The 15,592-nt window shown below is 69.1% G+C and carries 20 protein-coding genes and 1 riboswitch; of the genes, 11 read left to right on the top strand and 9 right to left on the bottom strand.

Annotated elements, in window-relative coordinates; translation table 11 throughout:
- The first annotated feature begins 12 nt into the window (after window positions 1–12).
- Window positions 13–489, top strand: coding sequence for a transcription elongation factor GreA (greA, locus tag ASE95_RS03045; RefSeq protein WP_056633067.1), 477 nt, complete (start codon window positions 13–15; stop codon window positions 487–489).
- Window positions 490–1,395: 906 nt separating this feature from the next.
- On the opposite strand, the gene ASE95_RS03040 is transcribed toward greA, so the two are convergent.
- The 5 genes from ASE95_RS03040 to ASE95_RS03020 all read right to left on the bottom strand — a co-directional run bounded on the left by ASE95_RS03040 (window position 1,396) and on the right by ASE95_RS03020 (window position 3,483).
- A complete protein-coding gene (locus tag ASE95_RS03040; RefSeq protein ID WP_056631252.1) occupies window positions 1,396–1,623 on the bottom strand; it encodes a DUF4170 domain-containing protein in 228 nt (75 codons plus the stop codon).
- A 190-nt stretch (window positions 1,624–1,813) separates the two neighbouring features.
- The gene (locus ASE95_RS03035) at window positions 1,814–2,275 is read right to left on the bottom strand and encodes a hypothetical protein (RefSeq protein ID WP_056631249.1); all 462 of its coding nucleotides are present in this window, start codon (window positions 2,273–2,275) and stop codon (window positions 1,814–1,816) included.
- Window positions 2,272–2,601 carry a hypothetical protein gene (locus ASE95_RS03030; RefSeq protein WP_056631247.1) on the bottom strand — a complete coding sequence of 110 codons (330 nt, stop codon included), beginning with the start codon at window positions 2,599–2,601 and terminating at the stop codon, window positions 2,272–2,274. Before ASE95_RS03030 ends, ASE95_RS03035 begins: the two co-directional genes overlap by 4 nt.
- Window positions 2,598–2,936, bottom strand: coding sequence for a phage holin family protein (locus tag ASE95_RS03025; RefSeq protein ID WP_056631244.1), 339 nt, complete (start codon window positions 2,934–2,936; stop codon window positions 2,598–2,600). The genes ASE95_RS03030 and ASE95_RS03025 overlap by 4 nt, the downstream gene beginning before the upstream one ends.
- Before the next feature lie 4 nt (window positions 2,937–2,940).
- The gene (locus ASE95_RS03020; protein ID WP_235528160.1) at window positions 2,941–3,483 is read right to left on the bottom strand and encodes a hypothetical protein; all 543 of its coding nucleotides are present in this window, start codon (window positions 3,481–3,483) and stop codon (window positions 2,941–2,943) included.
- Window positions 3,484–3,619: 136 nt separating this feature from the next.
- Between ASE95_RS03020 and eno the strand changes: the two genes are divergently transcribed.
- Both eno and ASE95_RS03010 read left to right on the top strand, forming a co-directional pair.
- Complete coding sequence (gene eno / locus ASE95_RS03015) at window positions 3,620–4,900, top strand: phosphopyruvate hydratase (protein ID WP_056631242.1); 1,281 nt, start codon at window positions 3,620–3,622, stop codon at window positions 4,898–4,900.
- 45 nt (window positions 4,901–4,945) lie between these two features.
- The gene (locus ASE95_RS03010) at window positions 4,946–5,260 is read left to right on the top strand and encodes an FtsB family cell division protein (protein WP_056631238.1); all 315 of its coding nucleotides are present in this window, start codon (window positions 4,946–4,948) and stop codon (window positions 5,258–5,260) included.
- A gap of 99 nt (window positions 5,261–5,359) precedes the next feature.
- On the opposite strand, the gene ASE95_RS03005 is transcribed toward ASE95_RS03010, so the two are convergent.
- The 3 genes from ASE95_RS03005 to ASE95_RS02995 form a co-directional block, all read right to left on the bottom strand.
- Window positions 5,360–6,184 (bottom strand): alpha/beta fold hydrolase, encoded by an 825-nt coding sequence (locus tag ASE95_RS03005; RefSeq protein ID WP_056631235.1) that lies wholly within the window; start codon window positions 6,182–6,184, stop codon window positions 5,360–5,362.
- An 87-nt stretch (window positions 6,185–6,271) separates the two neighbouring features.
- Window positions 6,272–7,372: a 3-dehydroquinate synthase gene (gene aroB, locus ASE95_RS03000; RefSeq protein ID WP_056631232.1), complete on the bottom strand. Its 1,101-nt coding sequence runs from the start codon at window positions 7,370–7,372 to the stop codon at window positions 6,272–6,274.
- Complete coding sequence (locus tag ASE95_RS02995; RefSeq protein ID WP_056631228.1) at window positions 7,369–7,932, bottom strand: shikimate kinase; 564 nt, start codon at window positions 7,930–7,932, stop codon at window positions 7,369–7,371. The genes aroB and ASE95_RS02995 overlap by 4 nt, the downstream gene beginning before the upstream one ends.
- A gap of 95 nt (window positions 7,933–8,027) precedes the next feature.
- Between ASE95_RS02995 and ASE95_RS17990 the strand changes: the two genes are divergently transcribed.
- From ASE95_RS17990 to ASE95_RS02980, 4 genes are read left to right on the top strand one after another with little or no spacing between them, the layout of a single operon-like run.
- The gene (locus ASE95_RS17990; protein WP_200918724.1) at window positions 8,028–8,165 is read left to right on the top strand and encodes a hypothetical protein; all 138 of its coding nucleotides are present in this window, start codon (window positions 8,028–8,030) and stop codon (window positions 8,163–8,165) included.
- On the top strand, window positions 8,146–9,909 hold the full coding sequence (locus ASE95_RS02990; RefSeq protein WP_056631223.1) for a hypothetical protein: 1,764 nt from the start codon (window positions 8,146–8,148) through the stop codon (window positions 9,907–9,909). The genes ASE95_RS17990 and ASE95_RS02990 overlap by 20 nt, the downstream gene beginning before the upstream one ends.
- Window positions 9,906–10,802 carry a tyrosine-type recombinase/integrase gene (locus tag ASE95_RS02985; protein WP_268795788.1) on the top strand — a complete coding sequence of 299 codons (897 nt, stop codon included), beginning with the start codon at window positions 9,906–9,908 and terminating at the stop codon, window positions 10,800–10,802. The genes ASE95_RS02990 and ASE95_RS02985 overlap by 4 nt, the downstream gene beginning before the upstream one ends.
- Window positions 10,803–10,811: 9 nt before the next feature.
- Window positions 10,812–11,762, top strand: coding sequence for an acetyl-CoA carboxylase carboxyltransferase subunit alpha (locus tag ASE95_RS02980; RefSeq protein ID WP_056631220.1), 951 nt, complete (start codon window positions 10,812–10,814; stop codon window positions 11,760–11,762).
- Window positions 11,763–11,822: 60 nt separating this feature from the next.
- Here the strand turns inward: ASE95_RS02980 and ASE95_RS02975 are convergent, their stop codons facing one another.
- Window positions 11,823–11,993, bottom strand: a complete 171-nt coding sequence (locus ASE95_RS02975) for a Flp family type IVb pilin (protein WP_056631217.1) — start codon at window positions 11,991–11,993, stop codon at window positions 11,823–11,825.
- 391 nt (window positions 11,994–12,384) lie between these two features.
- Between ASE95_RS02975 and ASE95_RS02965 the strand changes: the two genes are divergently transcribed.
- The 4 genes from ASE95_RS02965 (at window position 12,385) to ASE95_RS02950 (ending at window position 15,588) form a co-directional block, all read left to right on the top strand.
- Window positions 12,385–12,771: a (deoxy)nucleoside triphosphate pyrophosphohydrolase gene (locus ASE95_RS02965; RefSeq protein WP_056631211.1), complete on the top strand. Its 387-nt coding sequence runs from the start codon at window positions 12,385–12,387 to the stop codon at window positions 12,769–12,771.
- Window positions 12,771–12,950, top strand: a riboswitch (cobalamin riboswitch). Its footprint overlaps the gene before it by 1 nt.
- A 99-nt stretch (window positions 12,951–13,049) precedes the next feature.
- Window positions 13,050–13,856, top strand: coding sequence for an ABC transporter substrate-binding protein (locus ASE95_RS02960; protein WP_235528159.1), 807 nt, complete (start codon window positions 13,050–13,052; stop codon window positions 13,854–13,856).
- Window positions 13,853–14,815, top strand: a complete 963-nt coding sequence (locus ASE95_RS02955; protein WP_056631208.1) for a FecCD family ABC transporter permease — start codon at window positions 13,853–13,855, stop codon at window positions 14,813–14,815. Before ASE95_RS02960 ends, ASE95_RS02955 begins: the two co-directional genes overlap by 4 nt.
- On the top strand, window positions 14,812–15,588 hold the full coding sequence (locus tag ASE95_RS02950) for an ABC transporter ATP-binding protein (protein WP_056631205.1): 777 nt from the start codon (window positions 14,812–14,814) through the stop codon (window positions 15,586–15,588). Before ASE95_RS02955 ends, ASE95_RS02950 begins: the two co-directional genes overlap by 4 nt.
- Window positions 15,589–15,592 lie beyond the last annotated feature (4 nt).

The following is a 15,592-nucleotide window of genomic DNA, read 5'->3' as shown; positions in this document are numbered from 1 at the left end:
GAAGGAATGTCGATGGCGACCGTCGAGAAGATGCCGATGCTGCAGGAGGGCTATGAAAAGCTCAATGCGGACCTCAAGCGGCTGAAAACGGAACGGCCGTTGATCGTCGACGCGATCGAGGAAGCACGCGCCCATGGTGATCTTTCGGAAAATGCCGAATATCACGCCGCCAAGGAGCGGCAGGGTCAGGTAGAGGCGTCGATCGCCGACATCGAGGACAAGCTGAGCCGCGCGCAGATCATCGATCCGCGCGACCTGTCGGGCGACAAGATCGTGTTCGGCGCGACCGTGACGTTGCAGGACGAGGACGAGAAGCCGGTCCGGTACCAGATCGTCGGCCAGACCGAGGCGGACGCGAAGACGGGCCGGATCAGCTACAATTCGCCGCTTGGGCGTGCGTTGATCGGGCGCAGCGTGGATGACGAGATCGAAGTGTCGGTGCCGGCGGGCGAGCGCTACTATCTGGTGTCGAAGATCGAGTTCATTTGACATCCGCATGCCGGACTCGATCGCCGGGCATATCGGCGATCGGCGTCTGGCCCGGGTCGAAGCGGGACAACCAGGTGCCGCCGTGTTCCGCACTCGCGGAGCGGGCACCGACTATTTCCTGACGATGGGCGCTGGTCCTGCCGCCGGTCTGGTGTCGGATGAAACAGCGGCTCGACTGGCTGGCCCGCAGGGTGTCTGCGCCCCGCGCGTATCGCGGCGGTGGATGGGGACCGGACCTCGTGGCTGCTGACCGCGGCTGCGCGCGCGATGTCCGCAGGCGCGTACATCAGAGCAACGCGAGGGCGTGCCATTGCAGTCACGGAACGGCACGCAGCGTTTCTGACGCGGCTCTACGCCGTACCTGTCGATGATTGCCCGCCCTACTCAAGCGTTGCGGCATGGCTGCGGATCGTGCAGCGGCTGGTCAGTGACGGGCATGTCGACGCCGATGAGTCGACCGGGAGCATCGAGGTTGGAGCGCGTCGCGTGTCCTCTCCCAGGTCGAGAACCTGGCGCTGCATACGCCGGGGGACGAGTGGTCGCGTACGGCGACTTCTCGCGCGGCGATGCCGATCGCGCGCGACGATAACGACGTCGTGTGGGGTGCGTAGGTTCCGGGCGGGTCGACATCCGGCGTTCTACGGGTGCCGGGTTGCTCGCCATCGTGGATTGTTCATCCGTCCGCGCCACTTCTAGATTGTTTCGCTACGCTCGCCATGACGGAGATTGCAGGGGACGACCGAATGTCGATCCCAAGTCGGTCGCGGGAGCTCTACCGGGGTGCCTTCATCGGCTGGCGCGACGTTGGCGGGTCGGCCAGGAGCCGCGACGTGCGTTTCCGAGCGCACCCGGCATCGACGGCTGGACGAGCGTCGGCGCGAATAGCACCGCGCTCGACGAGCTTTTCTAACCCTCGCGCTTGAGCAGTTCAGGCTCGAGCAGGCGATGCAGGTGCACCACCACGTATTTCATCTCGGCGTCATCGACAGTGCGTTGCGCGGCGGCGCGCCATGCCTTTTCGGCGCTGGCATAGTCAGGGAATACGCCGACGATGTCGATCGACGACAGGTCGGTGAACTCGACGGTGCGCGGATCGCTGACGCGGCCGCCAAATACCAGGTGAAGCTTGCTCATGCACGCACTCCCGCTTGAGGGTTGAACCGGTACCGGCGCGCCGATGGCCCCGCCTATCCGTGTCGCGGAAAAGCCGACGCCCGCGCAGGCGCGCGTGACGTCGGCTCTCCCATCCGGCTCGGATCGGCGCCGCAATCCGGCGTCCGGTGTCCGGACCCCTTAGCGCGGCGCGCGCCCGGTTAGAAGGGGTTCACGAGGTGCTCTTCACCTGCTCCTTGCCCGCCTGCGCCGCAGCCGTGCCAGCCGTGCTGGCCGCCTTGAGCACGCCCTGGAACAGCGACTTCGCCTGATCGCGCGCCGCGTTCGGGGTCAGGCCCAGTCCGTCGAGCTCCGAACGCCCGGCGTCTTTGGCGGCGGCGACGGCAGCGACCGCGGCGGCATTGATCTTGCGACCGACGCCGGACAGCAGCTCCTTCTCGCGCTGGCTGCGCGGCAGGATCGCCGCAACGATCGCGCCGAGCACGAGACCGCCGACCAGAACACCCAGAGGGTTCGTCTCGATCGTCTCAGCGGTGGCGTGCGCCGCATCGCTGGCCCGGTGACGAGCACTGTCGAGTGCGTGCGCGGCGGCGTCGCGCGCCTGATCCACGCCCTCGCGGATGCGACCGTGCTGGTCGTCGGCGCCGTTATGATCCTTGTGCAGGTCGGTCATAATACAATCCTTTCAGCCGGTTGGGCGGAAATCTGTGGGGTTGGCACCGCATCGTGCCGTTTCTTCCTGAAAACGCCCGCGATCCGCTTTCGCGCCAGCAGCGCGACGAACAGGGTCGCCGCACCCGCCAGCGCGCCTGGGTTGCGACGGGCCGCATTGGCGCTCGCGCGGGCGACCCGCTCGCCGCTGTCGGTCACCTCCGCCAGCGCAGTGCGCGCCAGCTTGCGCGGCTCCAGTTCGGCCTGCAACCGCTCGACGGTGCCGTCCAGCCGCTGACGCGCTTCCGCGGCGCGGGCTTCGGCGAGTGCCACGTCATGCGCGCTCATTCGCCGGCTCCCTTCGACAATGCCGACTTGCCCGACAAGGCGATCAGCCCCGCGATCGCCAGCACGACGCCGACCACCGCCACCGTAGCCCAGCCGGGGCCGATCAGCGTCGCGAGCGCGAAGATCGCCCCGACGAGCAGCGCGATCAACGCCGCCAGCGCCAGCACGCCGGCGACGGCGAACCGGATCGCGGCAGCCTTGTAGCGGGTCACCGCGAAACCGGCCTTGGCACGCGCCAGGCCGATCTCCGCCTTCGCCACGTCGCGCACGTCGGTGGCGAGTTGGGTCACCAGATGCGGGATGCCTTCCGGCAACACACGGTCACGGACGTCCATCGAATCAGGCGTCGCGCTGGTCGAGGCCGGAGCCGATCAGACGCGCCACGACGAAGCCGAGCCCCGCCGCCACGCCGACCGCCGCCGCCGGGCTCTTGCGAACGAGATCACGAGCGTCGGCGAGCAGATCGTCGACGGTCTTGTCGTCGATCGCGCTGGAGAAGCCTTGCACGCGATCGGCTGCGGATCGTGCGTACTGGCCATATTGGCTACCCAGCTTCTCATCGACCTGTGCCGCCGCATCGGTCAGCAATTGCGACAATTGGGTCAGGGCGTCGCTAGCCTTCGCCTTGCCGTCCTCGGCCAGGCCACGGGCCTTGTCGGCGGCTTGGCCACGGCCCTTGTTCATCTGCTCACGTACGGTCTGCTTCGCATCGGCCAGCGTGCTGCCGGTGGCGGTCTTCGTTTCGCCTTCCGCTTCCGGCGTGAACGACACGCCGGCGTCCTTGAGCGGTTCGGCGGGCGTGAAGGCCGCATCCGCTGGCGGCGGGGTCACGTCCGCGGCACTGGTTTGCTGGAGCGTATCGCGATCCTGCTCTTCGGCCATGATTCATTCCTTCTCTGGTCGAGGTCAGACAACCCGGTGCCATCCTCCCCGGTTCCATCGCGTTGCAGCATCCGTCACCGCCCGCTAGGACGCGGCCTGCCCCGTCGCTGGGGCGAGCAGTTTAGGAGATCGTTTCGTGACCGCAATCATCGACCTTCACGGGCGCCAGATCATCGACAGCCGCGGCAATCCCACCGTCGAGGTCGATGTGCTGCTGGACGACGGCAGCTTCGGTCGTGCGGCGGTGCCGTCGGGCGCATCGACCGGCGCGCACGAGGCGGTCGAAAAGCGCGACGGCGACAAGGGCCGCTGGGCCGGCAAGGGCGTCGATGCGGCGATCGAGGCGGTGAACGACGAGATCGCGGACGCGATCATCGGGCTGGACGCCGAGGATCAGCTGGAGATCGATCAGGTGATGATCGAACTGGACGGCACCGAGAACAAGGGGCGGCTGGGAGCAAACGCAATCCTGGGCGTCAGCCTGGCGGTGGCGAAAGCGGCGGCGGAGGCGCGCGGCCTGCCGCTGTACCGCTACGTCGGCGGGGTCGCGGCGCACGTTCTGCCGGTGCCGATGATGAACATCATCAACGGCGGCGAACATGCCGACAATCCGATCGATTTTCAGGAATTCATGGTGGTGCCGGTCGGCGCCGAATCGCTGTCGGAAGCGGTGCGGTGCGGTTCGGAGATCTTTCACACCCTGAAGAAGGGGTTGAGCGAGAAGGGTCTGGCGACCGCGGTCGGTGACGAGGGCGGCTTCGCGCCGAACCTGGCGAGCACGACCGACGCGCTGGACTTCATCATGACGTCGATCGAGCGCGCCGGTTACAAGCCGGGCGAGGACGTGATGCTGGCGCTCGACTGTGCGGCCACCGAGTTCTTCAGGGACGGCAAGTACGTCATCTCCGGCGAGAACCTGACGCTGGAGCCGGGCGCAATGGCCGATTACCTCGCCGATCTCGCCGCGCGCTATCCGATCTTCTCGATCGAGGACGGCATGGCCGAGGACGATTTCGAGGGCTGGAAGGCGCTGACCGACGCGATCGGCAAGAAGGTGCAGCTGGTCGGCGACGACCTGTTCGTCACCAATCCGAAGCGGTTGAAGGACGGCATCGCGCAGGGGCTGGCCAATTCGTTGCTGGTGAAGGTCAACCAGATCGGCACCCTGTCCGAGACGCTGGAGGCGATCCGCATCGCCGAACGCGCCGGCTACACCGCGGTGATGTCGCACCGTTCGGGCGAGACCGAGGATGCGACGATCGCCGATCTGGCGGTCGCGACCAATTGCGGGCAGATCAAGACCGGCAGCCTTGCGCGGTCGGACCGGCTTGCCAAGTACAACCAGTTGATCCGCATCGAGGAGGAATTGGGCGACATGGCGCGCTATGCGGGTCGCGACGTGCTTCGCGTGCGCTGATAACGCTTGCCAAGGGCGTGACGACTCGCGAGAATCGCGGTCGTCATGTCCCGTACGCCCAACCGCCTCACCCAGACGCTGCGTCGCGCCGCCTTCCCCGCACTTGCGGTGGCAGTGATGGCGTTCTTCGGCGCCTATGCGGTGCTGGGTCCCAACGGACTGATCGCGCTGGGCGATTACAAGCGGCAGCTGGTCGCACGGGAGCGGCAATATGCCGCACTCGATCACCGGCGGGCGATGCTGCAGAACCGGGTCGGCCTGCTCGATCCACGGCACGCCAATCCCGATATGGTCGACGAACTGGTGCGCAAGGAACTCAACGTCGCGCACCCGGACGAAGTCATCGTCCCGCTGCGGTGAGGACGTCAGCCTTTTTCGAGGAAATCATCGCGGGTTTGCCCCGCGATCCCGCCAGTACATCATCCTGATAGCAGAAGCGGGATAGCGGAGCCGCGCCGGTTATCGACCCAGGAACGTCAACAGGTCTTGGGTCAGGCGTTCGCCCTCGGTTGCGAACAGGCCGTGCGGCGCGCCGTCATATTCAACCAGTTGCGCATTCGCGATTCCGGCCGCGGCGGCACGACCGCTGGTGCCGATCGGCACGGTCTTGTCGGCGGTGCCGTGCAGGACCAGCGTCGGCACGCGAAATGCCGGCAGGTCGGGGCGGAAATCGGTGTGGCCGAAGCTTTCGGCGCATTTCAGCGTCGGCTGCAAACCGGCCTGCATCGCGATTCCCCACGCCCAGTCGAGCAGCGCTTCGCTGACCGGGCTGGTTACATAGCCTACGCCAAAGAAGTCTTTGAAGAAATTGCGGAAGAAGTTCGGCCGATCGCTCAGGATCCCGTCGGCGATCTGCGCCAGCGTCTCCTCCGGCACGCCATCGGGATTGTCGTCGGTCCGGAGCATGTACGGCACGACCGAGCCGATCAGCGCGGCCGAGACCACGCCCTTGCCGTCATAGCGGCTCTGGTAGCGCGCCACCTCGCCCCCGCCCATCGAGAAGCCGACCAGCGTCGCCCCGTCAGTAACACCCGCGGCTTGCATGACGTCGTGCAGATCGTCGGTCAGCGTGTCATAGTCATAGCCCGACCATGGCTGGCTGGAACGGCCGAACCCGCGACGGTCGTAGGCGATCGCGCGGAAGCCCGCGTCGGCAAGCGCCTTCATCTGCGGGTCCCAGCTGTCCGACGACAACGGCCAGCCGTGCAGCAGGACGACCGGGCGACCCTCACCCCAGTCCTTCACGTACAGGTCGGTCCCGTCGCGCGTCTTCACATACGGCATATGGCTCTCCTTGGCAGAACAGCCGTAACGGGCGTTGTGTCGCGACGTTCCCGTAACGATGCAGCGGCGGGCACGGGAGTGGGGCGGTCAACGTCCGGTTTGGGCGAGGAACGCTTCGACGTCGGCGAGCGCGATCGTCCGGTCGAGGTACGAGCGCCCGATGCCGTGCGCGAGCAGGAAGGGCAGGGTGCCCGCGTCCATCTTTTTGTCGTGGCGCATGTGATCGACCAGCCGCGCCGCGGGTGCGACGATGCCGGATGCGGTCAGCCCGTCCGGCAAGCCGCTGTCGCGCCAATGCGCCGCGACGCGCGCGGCATCCTCCGCGGTGCACCGCCCGGTCGCGGCGGAAAAGGCGAAGGCCAGACCGCAGCCGGCGGCGACCGCCTCACCGTGGAGCAGCCGGTCGGAGAAGCCTGCCTCTGCCTCCAGCGCGTGGCCGAATGTATGGCCGAGGTTGAGCAGCGCGCGCTGGCCGGTCGTCTCGAATTCGTCCGCCGCGACGATCCGCGCCTTCGCGGCGACGGCGTGCGCGACGGCATGGGTGCGGGCGTCGGCATCCCCGGCCAGCAACCGCCCGCCATTCGTCTCGCACCACGCGAAGAACTCCGCATCGTCGATCAGCCCGTATTTCACGACCTCGGCATAGCCGGCGCGGACCTGACGCGGCGGAAGCGTGTCGAGCACGTCGGGATCGATCAGCACCAGTCTGGGCTGGTGGAACGCCCCGATCAAATTCTTGCCGGCGCGCGCGTTGATCCCGGTCTTCCCGCCGACCGACGAATCCACCTGCGCGAGCAAGGTGGTCGGGATCTGCACGAAGCCGCAGCCGCGCTTCAGGATGGCGGTGGCGAAGCCGACCAGATCGCCGATCACGCCGCCGCCCAGCGCGACGACATGGTCGCCGCGCTCCACCCCCAGCGCGAGCAGCTCGTCGGTCAGCCGCTCCAGCGTCGCCCAGCTTTTCGATCCCTCGCCGGCGGGCAGCACGATCTCGGCGTGGCCGACACCTGCGGCGTCGAGCGAGGCGGTAAGCGCGGCGAGATGGCCGACGACATTGGCATCGGCGACGATCACCACCGGGCGCTTGCCCGCGATCGGCGCCAGCGCCTCACCCGCGCGCGCCAGCAGCCCGGCCTCGATCCGCACGTCATAGCTGCGGTCGCCCAGCGCCACCGTCACCGTCGTCATTTCCTGAGTGCCTCCATGATCGTGCGCACCGTCACGTCGTGCGGCGCATTGGCGCTGGGAATACGCAGATGCGCCAGCGCGTACAGCGGGTTGCGGATCGCGGCGAGTTCACGCAGCACCGCGACCGGATCCTTGCCACGCAGCAGCGGCCGGGTATCGCGCCGGCGCACGCGCTCCGCCAGCACCTCGACCGGCGCGTCGAGCCAGATCGCCAGCGCGTCGGACAGGATCAGCGCGCGCGTCTCGTCATTGACGAATGCGCCGCCGCCCGTCGCGATCACCTTGGGACGGCCGTCGATCAACCGCTGGATGACGCGACGTTCGCCGTCGCGGAAATATTCCTCTCCGAACTGTGCGAAGATATCGGCGATCGACATGCCCGCGGCCGCCTCGATTTCCGTATCGGCGTCGACGAACGGCAGCGCCATCCGGATCGCCAGCCGCCGCCCGACCGTCGATTTGCCCGCGCCCATCAGGCCGACCAGCACGATCGGCCGGCCGGTCCAGCGGAGCGGCCGGCGCGCGGAGCGACGGGAGCGGACGGGCGGGCTTTGCAACATCGTCCGGGTGGCTATACAGCGCGTTCCGTCCCCGGCAACAGCACGCACGCGCATGGCCGGGGCAGCGTAGGGCGCGTGTGCAGGTTGGGAATTCCATGACTCGGTTGATTGTCTCCGTCGTGGTGCTGCTGGTGATCGTGCTGGGTGCGCTGTTCTTCCTTGCGGGTCGCGCGACCGAGCAGCCGGTCACGCGCGTCGAGAAGGCGGTCGAACTTGGCAACCTCGCCGGGTAAACGCGCGGCGCTGGCCGGCGTCGCGGCGCTGGGCCTCGCCGCGGCTGCCGTCGCGCAGGAGCGCCCCGAATCGCTGTTGCCGCCCGGCTTCGGCGAGGCTGCGCCTGCGGCACCTTCCGCGCCGGCTCCGACGCCTGCGCCGACCGGCGGTGCTCCGGCGGCCGCGCCGCGCGTGCAGGCGGTGAGCCCGGCGGGGCCGTTGCCGCCGCTTCCCCCCTTGCCGTTCCCGTCGCCGACCGCCAGCCCGACGCCGCGTTACGTGTTGCCGGCGTTCGCGCGCCGGTCGCTGACCGCGGTCGGTGCTGCCGATGGCTTCGCGCGCGAAGCGTTCGGCGCGGCGGACGGCCGCTATGTCGAGCGGCTGATGCGATATCTTTCCGCGCCGCTGCCGTCGCGCTGGCTGTCCATTTCGTTGCGCCGGCTGCTGGTGGCGCAGGTCGAGACGCCGGCGCGGGTGAACGGTGCGGATTTCGCCGCCGAGCGTGCGTGGCTGCTGCTGCGGATGGGCGAATCGGTGTCGGCGCGGGCGGTGGCGCAGGCGGTCGACAGCGACCGGGTGACGCCGAAGTTGCGGGACGTGTGGATGCAGGCGGCGCTGGCCAGCGCCGATCCGGCGGGATTGTGCCCGCTTGCCGAGGGCGCGGGTGACGCGGCGCGCGCGTGGATCGTCGCGCGGGCGATGTGCGCGGGGCTGACCGGGTCCGCGCGCACCCAGCCGCTCGTCGTCGATATCCGCCGCCGGCGCATCGCCAGCGGGATCGACCTGCGGCTGGCGCAGAAGGTGATGGGCGCGGGCCTGAACAGTCGGCAGGCGGTGACGATCGAATGGGCACCGGTGAGCCAGCTGACCACGTGGCGCTTCGGCCTGGCGACGGCGACAGGGGTGGTCGTGCCCGACGAACTTTATGCCACGGTCGGCCCGCAGGTGCGCGGATGGCAGGCGCTGGCCCCCGCGATCCCGCTGGCCGAGCGTGCGGCGGTCGCCGATCAGGCGGCGGCGATGGGCGTGCTGTCGAGTGCGGCGCTGGTCGACATGTATGCCGCGCTGGCGGATGGCGGCGATGCGCCGGCTGCACTGGCGAACACGGCGGCGACGTTGCGCGATGCCTATGTCGGCAACGACCGGGCGACGCGGATCGCGGCGCTGGCGAAACTGTGGGATGCCGCCGAGACCCCGGCCACCCGTCATGCCCGGCTGGTACTGACCGCGCGCGCCGCGGCGCGGCTGCCCGCCGCCGCGAACGAGCCGCAGGCCGACCGGATGATCGCGTCGATGCTTACCGCCGGGCTGGATCGCAGCGCGCAGCGCTGGCAGGGATCGGTGCCGGGCGGCAGCGACGGCTGGGCGATGCTGCTGCTCGCCGATCCGGACGCGCTTGCGCAACTGCCCGCCTCCGTCGTCACCGATTACGCGCCGTCCGGCGGATTGGCGGCGCGCAAGCGGCAGATGTTCTTCGCCGGCATGGCGGGGCTGGGGCGGCTGCCCGGCGGCGCGATCGACGATCTGGCCGAGCAACTGGGCGTGCCGGTGGCCGCACAGAATAGCTGGACGCGCGCGATCGACGCTGCGGCGGGGGACGGGCAGCCGGGCACCGTGCTGCTGCTGGCCGCCGTGGGGATGCAGGCGGACGACTGGGCGCATGTCTCACCCGCCGCGCTGTTCCATATCGTCGCGGCGTTGCGTGCAGTGGGGCTGGACGGCGAGGCGCGGATGATCGCGGCGGAGGCGATCGCACGGTTGTGAGCGACGCGACCGCGATCGAACGCTTTCTGGAGATGATGGCCGCGCAGGCGGGTGCAGCCGTCAATACGCTGGCAGCCTATCGTCGCGACCTGACGCTCGCCTCCGCGACGCTGGAGGGTGGGTTGGCGACCGCCGATGGTGCCGCGCTGGAGCGGCTGGCGGATGGCTGGGCGGAATTGTCCAAGGCGACGGTGGCACGCAAGGCCGCGGCGCTCCGGCGGTTCTTCGGCTATCTGGTCGACGATGGCGACCGCGCCGACGATCCCTCGCCCGCGCTGCCGCGACCGGGGATGAAGCGCGGTCTGCCGCGCACGCTGGATCACGGCGACGTCGAACGGCTGTTCGCCGCGATCGATGCGCGGCTGGCGCGCGATCCGGTGATCCCGACCGACCTGCGGCTGTCGGCGTTGTTCGAGCTGCTCTACGGCTCGGGATTGCGCGCGACCGAGCTGGTGTCGTTGCCGCGCGGCGCGATCCACCCCGACCGCCCGTTCCTGATCCTGAAGGGAAAGGGCGGGCGTGAGCGGCTGGTGCCGATCTCTGACCGCGCGCGGGCTGCGGTAGCGGCGTGGCGCGCGCATGTTACGGCGGATCGGCCCTTCCTGTTCCCATCCGGGGCGACGCATCTGTCGCGCGTCCGACTGTTCCAGCTGGTGCGCACGCTGGCGGCGGAGGCGGGGATCGCGCCCGACCGGATCAGCCCGCACGTCCTGCGCCACGCCTTCGCCACGCACCTGCTGGAAGGCGGGGCGGACCTGCGGGCGTTGCAGACGATGCTGGGACATGCCGATATCGCGACCACCGAGATCTACACCCATGTCGACAGCCGCCGGCTGGTCGAGCTGGTCAATGAGCGCCACCCGCTCGTTGACGCGTTGCGAAAGCGCGCCTAGCTGCGCGAGATGCGAATATTTCTGGATTTCGAGAAGCCGATCGCCGAGCTGCAGGCGCGTATCGACGAATTGCGCGACACCGGGGCCGAGGGCACCGTCGACATCTCCGCCGAGATCGCCAAGCTGCAAGCGAAGTCGGACAAGCTGCTGAAGGACACGTTCGGCAAACTGTCGCCATGGCAGAAGACGCAAGTGGCGCGGCACCCCGAGCGCCCGCACTTCAAGGATTATGTCGCCGGCCTGTTCGACGAGTTCGTTCCGCTGGCGGGCGACCGCGCGTTCGGTGACGATCAGGCGATCCTGGGCGGTTTCGCGACGTTCCGCGGGCGGCGCGTGATGGTGTTGGGGCATGAAAAGGGCCACGATACCGTCAGCCGGATTCGCCACAATTTCGGGATGGGCAAGCCCGAGGGCTATCGCAAGGCGATCCGGCTGCTGGAACTGGCCGACCGGTTCGCGTTGCCGGTGGTGACGCTGGTCGATACGTCGGGTGCCTTCCCCGGCATCCAGGCCGAGGAGCGCGGGCAGGCCGAGGCGATCGCGCGGTCGACCGAGGCCTGTCTGGCGCTGGGGGTGCCGATGGTCGCGGCGGTGGTGGGCGAGGGCGGTTCGGGCGGTGCGATCGCGCTGGCCAGCGGCAACCGCGTGCTGATGTTCGAACATGCGGTCTATTCGGTGATCTCGCCGGAGGGTTGCGCATCGATCCTGTGGCGTACCGCCGACAAGGCACCCGATGCCGCCGAGGCGATGAAGGTCACCGCGCAGGATTTGAAGGGACTGGGCGTGATCGACGCGATCGTGCCCGAGCCGCTGGGCGGTGCGCACCGCGATCACGCCGGCGCGATCCGCTCGCTGGGTGACAGCATCGATCGTATGCTGGGCGAGCTGACCTCGTTGACCGCCGACGCGCTGCGTCAGGATCGTCGTGCGAAGTTCCTGAAGATGGGCCGCGCGGGCTGACGCAAGAAGGGCGGCGAAACCGGAGTTCCGCCGCCCTCTGTCGGGATCAGCCTGTCGGGATCAGCCCGAGTTCTTCAGGCTTCCCGACACGTTGTTGAAGGTGGTGCCCAGCTGCCCGCCGATGCCCTTCATGGCGCCAATCGCGGCGACGGCGATCAGGGCGGCGATCAGGCCGTACTCGATCGCGGTGGCGCCCTTGCTGTTCTTCAGGAACGAACGAATCTTCTGCATGTCGACCTCCAGTAACTACGTGAAATCTTCGGTACCCACCGACGTCCTGTTCACAGGGCCATCAACGACTGTCCTAGTTCCACAGGGTTGATAAACGCTTAAATCACATGTCCGAATGTCAGCCGTCCCGATCAGCGGGTGGCGAGCAGATAGCTGCCGGCGGCATCGAGTGCGCCCGTCAGCCACGCGCCGAGCAACGGCAGTCCGGCGACCGCGACGAGCGTCACGACGGCGAGCGTCATTCGTTGCTCCGGCGGTCGCGCCGCACTCCGGTGGCGCAGCAGCGAACGGACGAAGCCGAATGGCGCGCGCGCCTGAGACGAACGGGTGGTGGACAGACGGAGCATGGCCGCCAGAATAGCGGGCAAGTATTAAGGAAGGATCGACCCGGATGCTGGTAGTGGCCGCAGCGCTGATCGACGGACACGGCCGCTGCCTGATGCAGCAGCGGCCGAACGACAAACGTCACGGCGGCCTGTGGGAATTCCCCGGCGGCAAGGTCGAGCCGGGCGAGCATCCCGTCGCCGCGCTGGTGCGCGAATTGCGTGAGGAGCTGGCCATCGACGTGGCGCACCAGGCACTGGAGCCGGTGGGGTTCGCCACCGACATGCCGGTGACGATGCTGCTGTATAGATGCGCTGCGTGGCGCGGGGAGCCACAGGCACTGGCGGCGGAGGCGTTGCGATGGGACACGTGCGCGGCGTTGGCGACGCTGCCGATGCCGCCAGTCGACGTGCCCTTGCTCGCGGCGCTTGCCCGGTCGGTGCGGGCCGGGTAATCGCCTGATCGCGAACAGGTTAGGGAATCCGGTAGGTGACGATCCGGAGCTGCCCCCGCAACTGTGACCGGCGAGCCCTTCGCTCCCACGTGCGCCACTGGATCGTTCGCGGTCCGGGAAGGCCGGGCGAAGGGTGGCGACCCGGAAGCCAGGAAACCTGCCTGATCGCGGTTGTCCTTCGCGCGGACGGGGTGTGCCGGGCGAGCGGGGGGATATTCCCGCGCGACGACGAACGGGTCGGGTCGGCGGGGGATGATGGTTTGCGCAAGGCAGGGATAGTGGCCCGATGGGTGCTGGGCGCGGCGATGCCGCTGCTGCTGGGAGCCGCGCCCGTGCGTGCGCCGCGGGTCGTTTCGATAAATCCCTGCCTCGACGCGATCCTGATGCACGTGGCCGACCATGCTCAGATCGTGGCGATCAGCAGTTACTCGCACGATCCGCGCGCCACCTCGATCCCGCTCGCGCAGGCGCGACGCTTCGCGACGACTTCCGGTACGGCAGAGGAGGTGGTGGCGTTGCGCCCCGATATCGTGGTGGCGGGCGGGCATGTCGCGCCGGCGACGGTCGCGGCACTGGCGCGGTTGCGCGTTCACCTGGTGCAATATCCCGTGTCGGCGACCGTCGAGGAAAGCGCGCAGCAGGTGCGCGACGTCGCCGCCGCAGTCGGTCATGCCGATCGTGGTGCGGTGCTCGGTGCGCGTATCCTCGCCGCGGCGCGCCCGGCGACGGGGCGGCGCATCCCGGCGCTGATCTATGGCGCGGGCGGGCTGGTACCCGGTGGCGGCACCTTGCCCGACGACCTGTTGCGCCGCGCGGGGTTCGCCAACGCCAGCATGATCTACGGGCTGCAGCGCTGGGACGTCCTGCCGCTTGAATATCTTATCTCCCGGCCGCCGCGCGTCCTGCTGTCGGTCGCCGCGGCGGAGGGCGGTGGCGAGCGTGTAGAGCGCCATCCGGCGCTCGTCCGGCTGGGCCGGCGAATCATGGTCGCCCCGTTTGCCGCGCGCCTGATGAATTGCGGTGGGCCGGCGATCATCGCGGCAATGGCGCGGCTGCGCGACGTCCATGCCGAGGCGGCGCGATGACGCGGTTCGGCTGGTGGCTGCTCGCCGGCGTGCTGCTCGCCGCGGCGTTGTCGATCGGTGCGGGCAAGGTGTGGGTGCCGCTGGACGCGTGGACGGCGTCCGATCCCCGATCGATCATCATCGTCGAACTGCGCCTGCCGCGGACGATCCTGGCGCTGGCGGTCGGCGCGGCGCTCGGCATGTCAGGCGCCGCGATGCAAGGCTATCTGCGCAATCCGCTTGCCGATCCCGGACTGTTCGGCGTCTCCTCCGGGGCGGCGTTCGGGGCGGTGTGCGCGCTGTATTTCGGCTACGCCACGCAGGCGTGGTTGTTGCCCGGCTTTGCGCTCGCCGGGGCGGGCGTCACGATGGGCGCGCTGGCGTTGATCGCCGGACGATCGGGCAGCCTGATCCTGTTCACGCTCGCGGGCATGATCCTGACCAGCATCACGGGATCGCTGACCGCTTTGGCGATCAGTCTGGCGCCGACGCCGTTCGTCGCCTCCGAGATCGTGACGTGGTTGATGGGCGCGTTGACCGATCGCAGCTGGGACGACGTCCGCGTCGCCCTGCCGCTGATCGCGATCGGCATCGCTGTCCTCGCGCGGACCGGGCGGGCGCTGGATGCGCTGACGCTTGGCGAGCAGGCGGCTCGATCGATGGGGATCAATCCGCGTCGCCTGCAACTGGCGATCATCGTCGGCGTCGCGCTGGCGGTGGGCGCGTCGGTGGCGGCGGCCGGGATCATCGGCTTCGTCGGGCTGATCGTGCCGCACCTCGTCCGTCCTTTCGCCCGTCACCGGCCCTCGGCGACCTTGCTGCCGTCGGCACTGGCGGGTGCGCTGCTGCTGACGCTGGCCGACAGCCTCGTCCGACTTGCGCCGACCGTCAGCGAGCTGCGACTCGGGATCGCGATGTCGATGCTGGGCGGGCCGTTCTTCCTGTACCTGCTGATCACGATGCGGAGGCGGCTGGCATGAACGATCTTGCGGCGCGCCGCCTGTCGCTGACGCTGGGCGGCAAGCCTGTGCTGCACGCGGTGAATGCCTCGTTCGCCGCCGGGCGCGTCACCGCGTTGCTGGGACCGAACGGCGCGGGAAAGAGCAGCCTGCTCGCCTGTCTTGCCGGATTGCAGCACCCCGTTACCGGACATGCGATGCTGGGTGGCGACGGGGTGCGCGGACTGCCCGCGCAGCAGCGGGCGCGGCGGATCGGTTTCCTGCCGCAGGTCGCCGACGTGCACTGGAACATCGACGTGGCGACGCTGGTCGGGCTGGGGCGGCTGCCGTGGCGAGGGCGGTGGGGGGAAACGGCCGAGGATCGCGCGGCGGTGGCGCAGGCGCTGGCGGCAACCGGCATGACCGAACTGGCCAGCCGCGGTGTCGAGCATCTGTCGGGCGGTGAGCGCACCCGTGCGTTGCTGTCGCGGGTCCTGGCCGGTCGGCCCGAATGGCTTCTGGCCGACGAACCGCTCGCCAGCCTCGACCCCGCGCACCAGCTGGAGGTGGGCGCGCAGCTGCGGGCGGTGGCGGCGGGCGGCAGCGGCGTGGTGCTGGTGGTGCACGACCTGAACCTGGCGGCGCGGCTGGCGGACGACATCGTGCTGTTGCGCGACGGCCGCGTGATCGCCGCAGGCGCAGCAGACGCGGTGCTGACCCCGGCGCTGGTCGGCGACACTTATGGACTGACGGTGGAGACCGGCGTCACGGCATCGGGCCAGCGGTACATCGTCCCGGTGGCGCGGCCCGCCTGAGCAG

The organism is Sphingomonas sp. Leaf231 (assembly GCF_001421995.1).
In the GTDB taxonomy this organism is placed as follows: Bacteria; Pseudomonadota; Alphaproteobacteria; order Sphingomonadales; family Sphingomonadaceae; genus Sphingomonas.
This window is presented reverse-complemented; position numbering and strand designations above follow the sequence as displayed.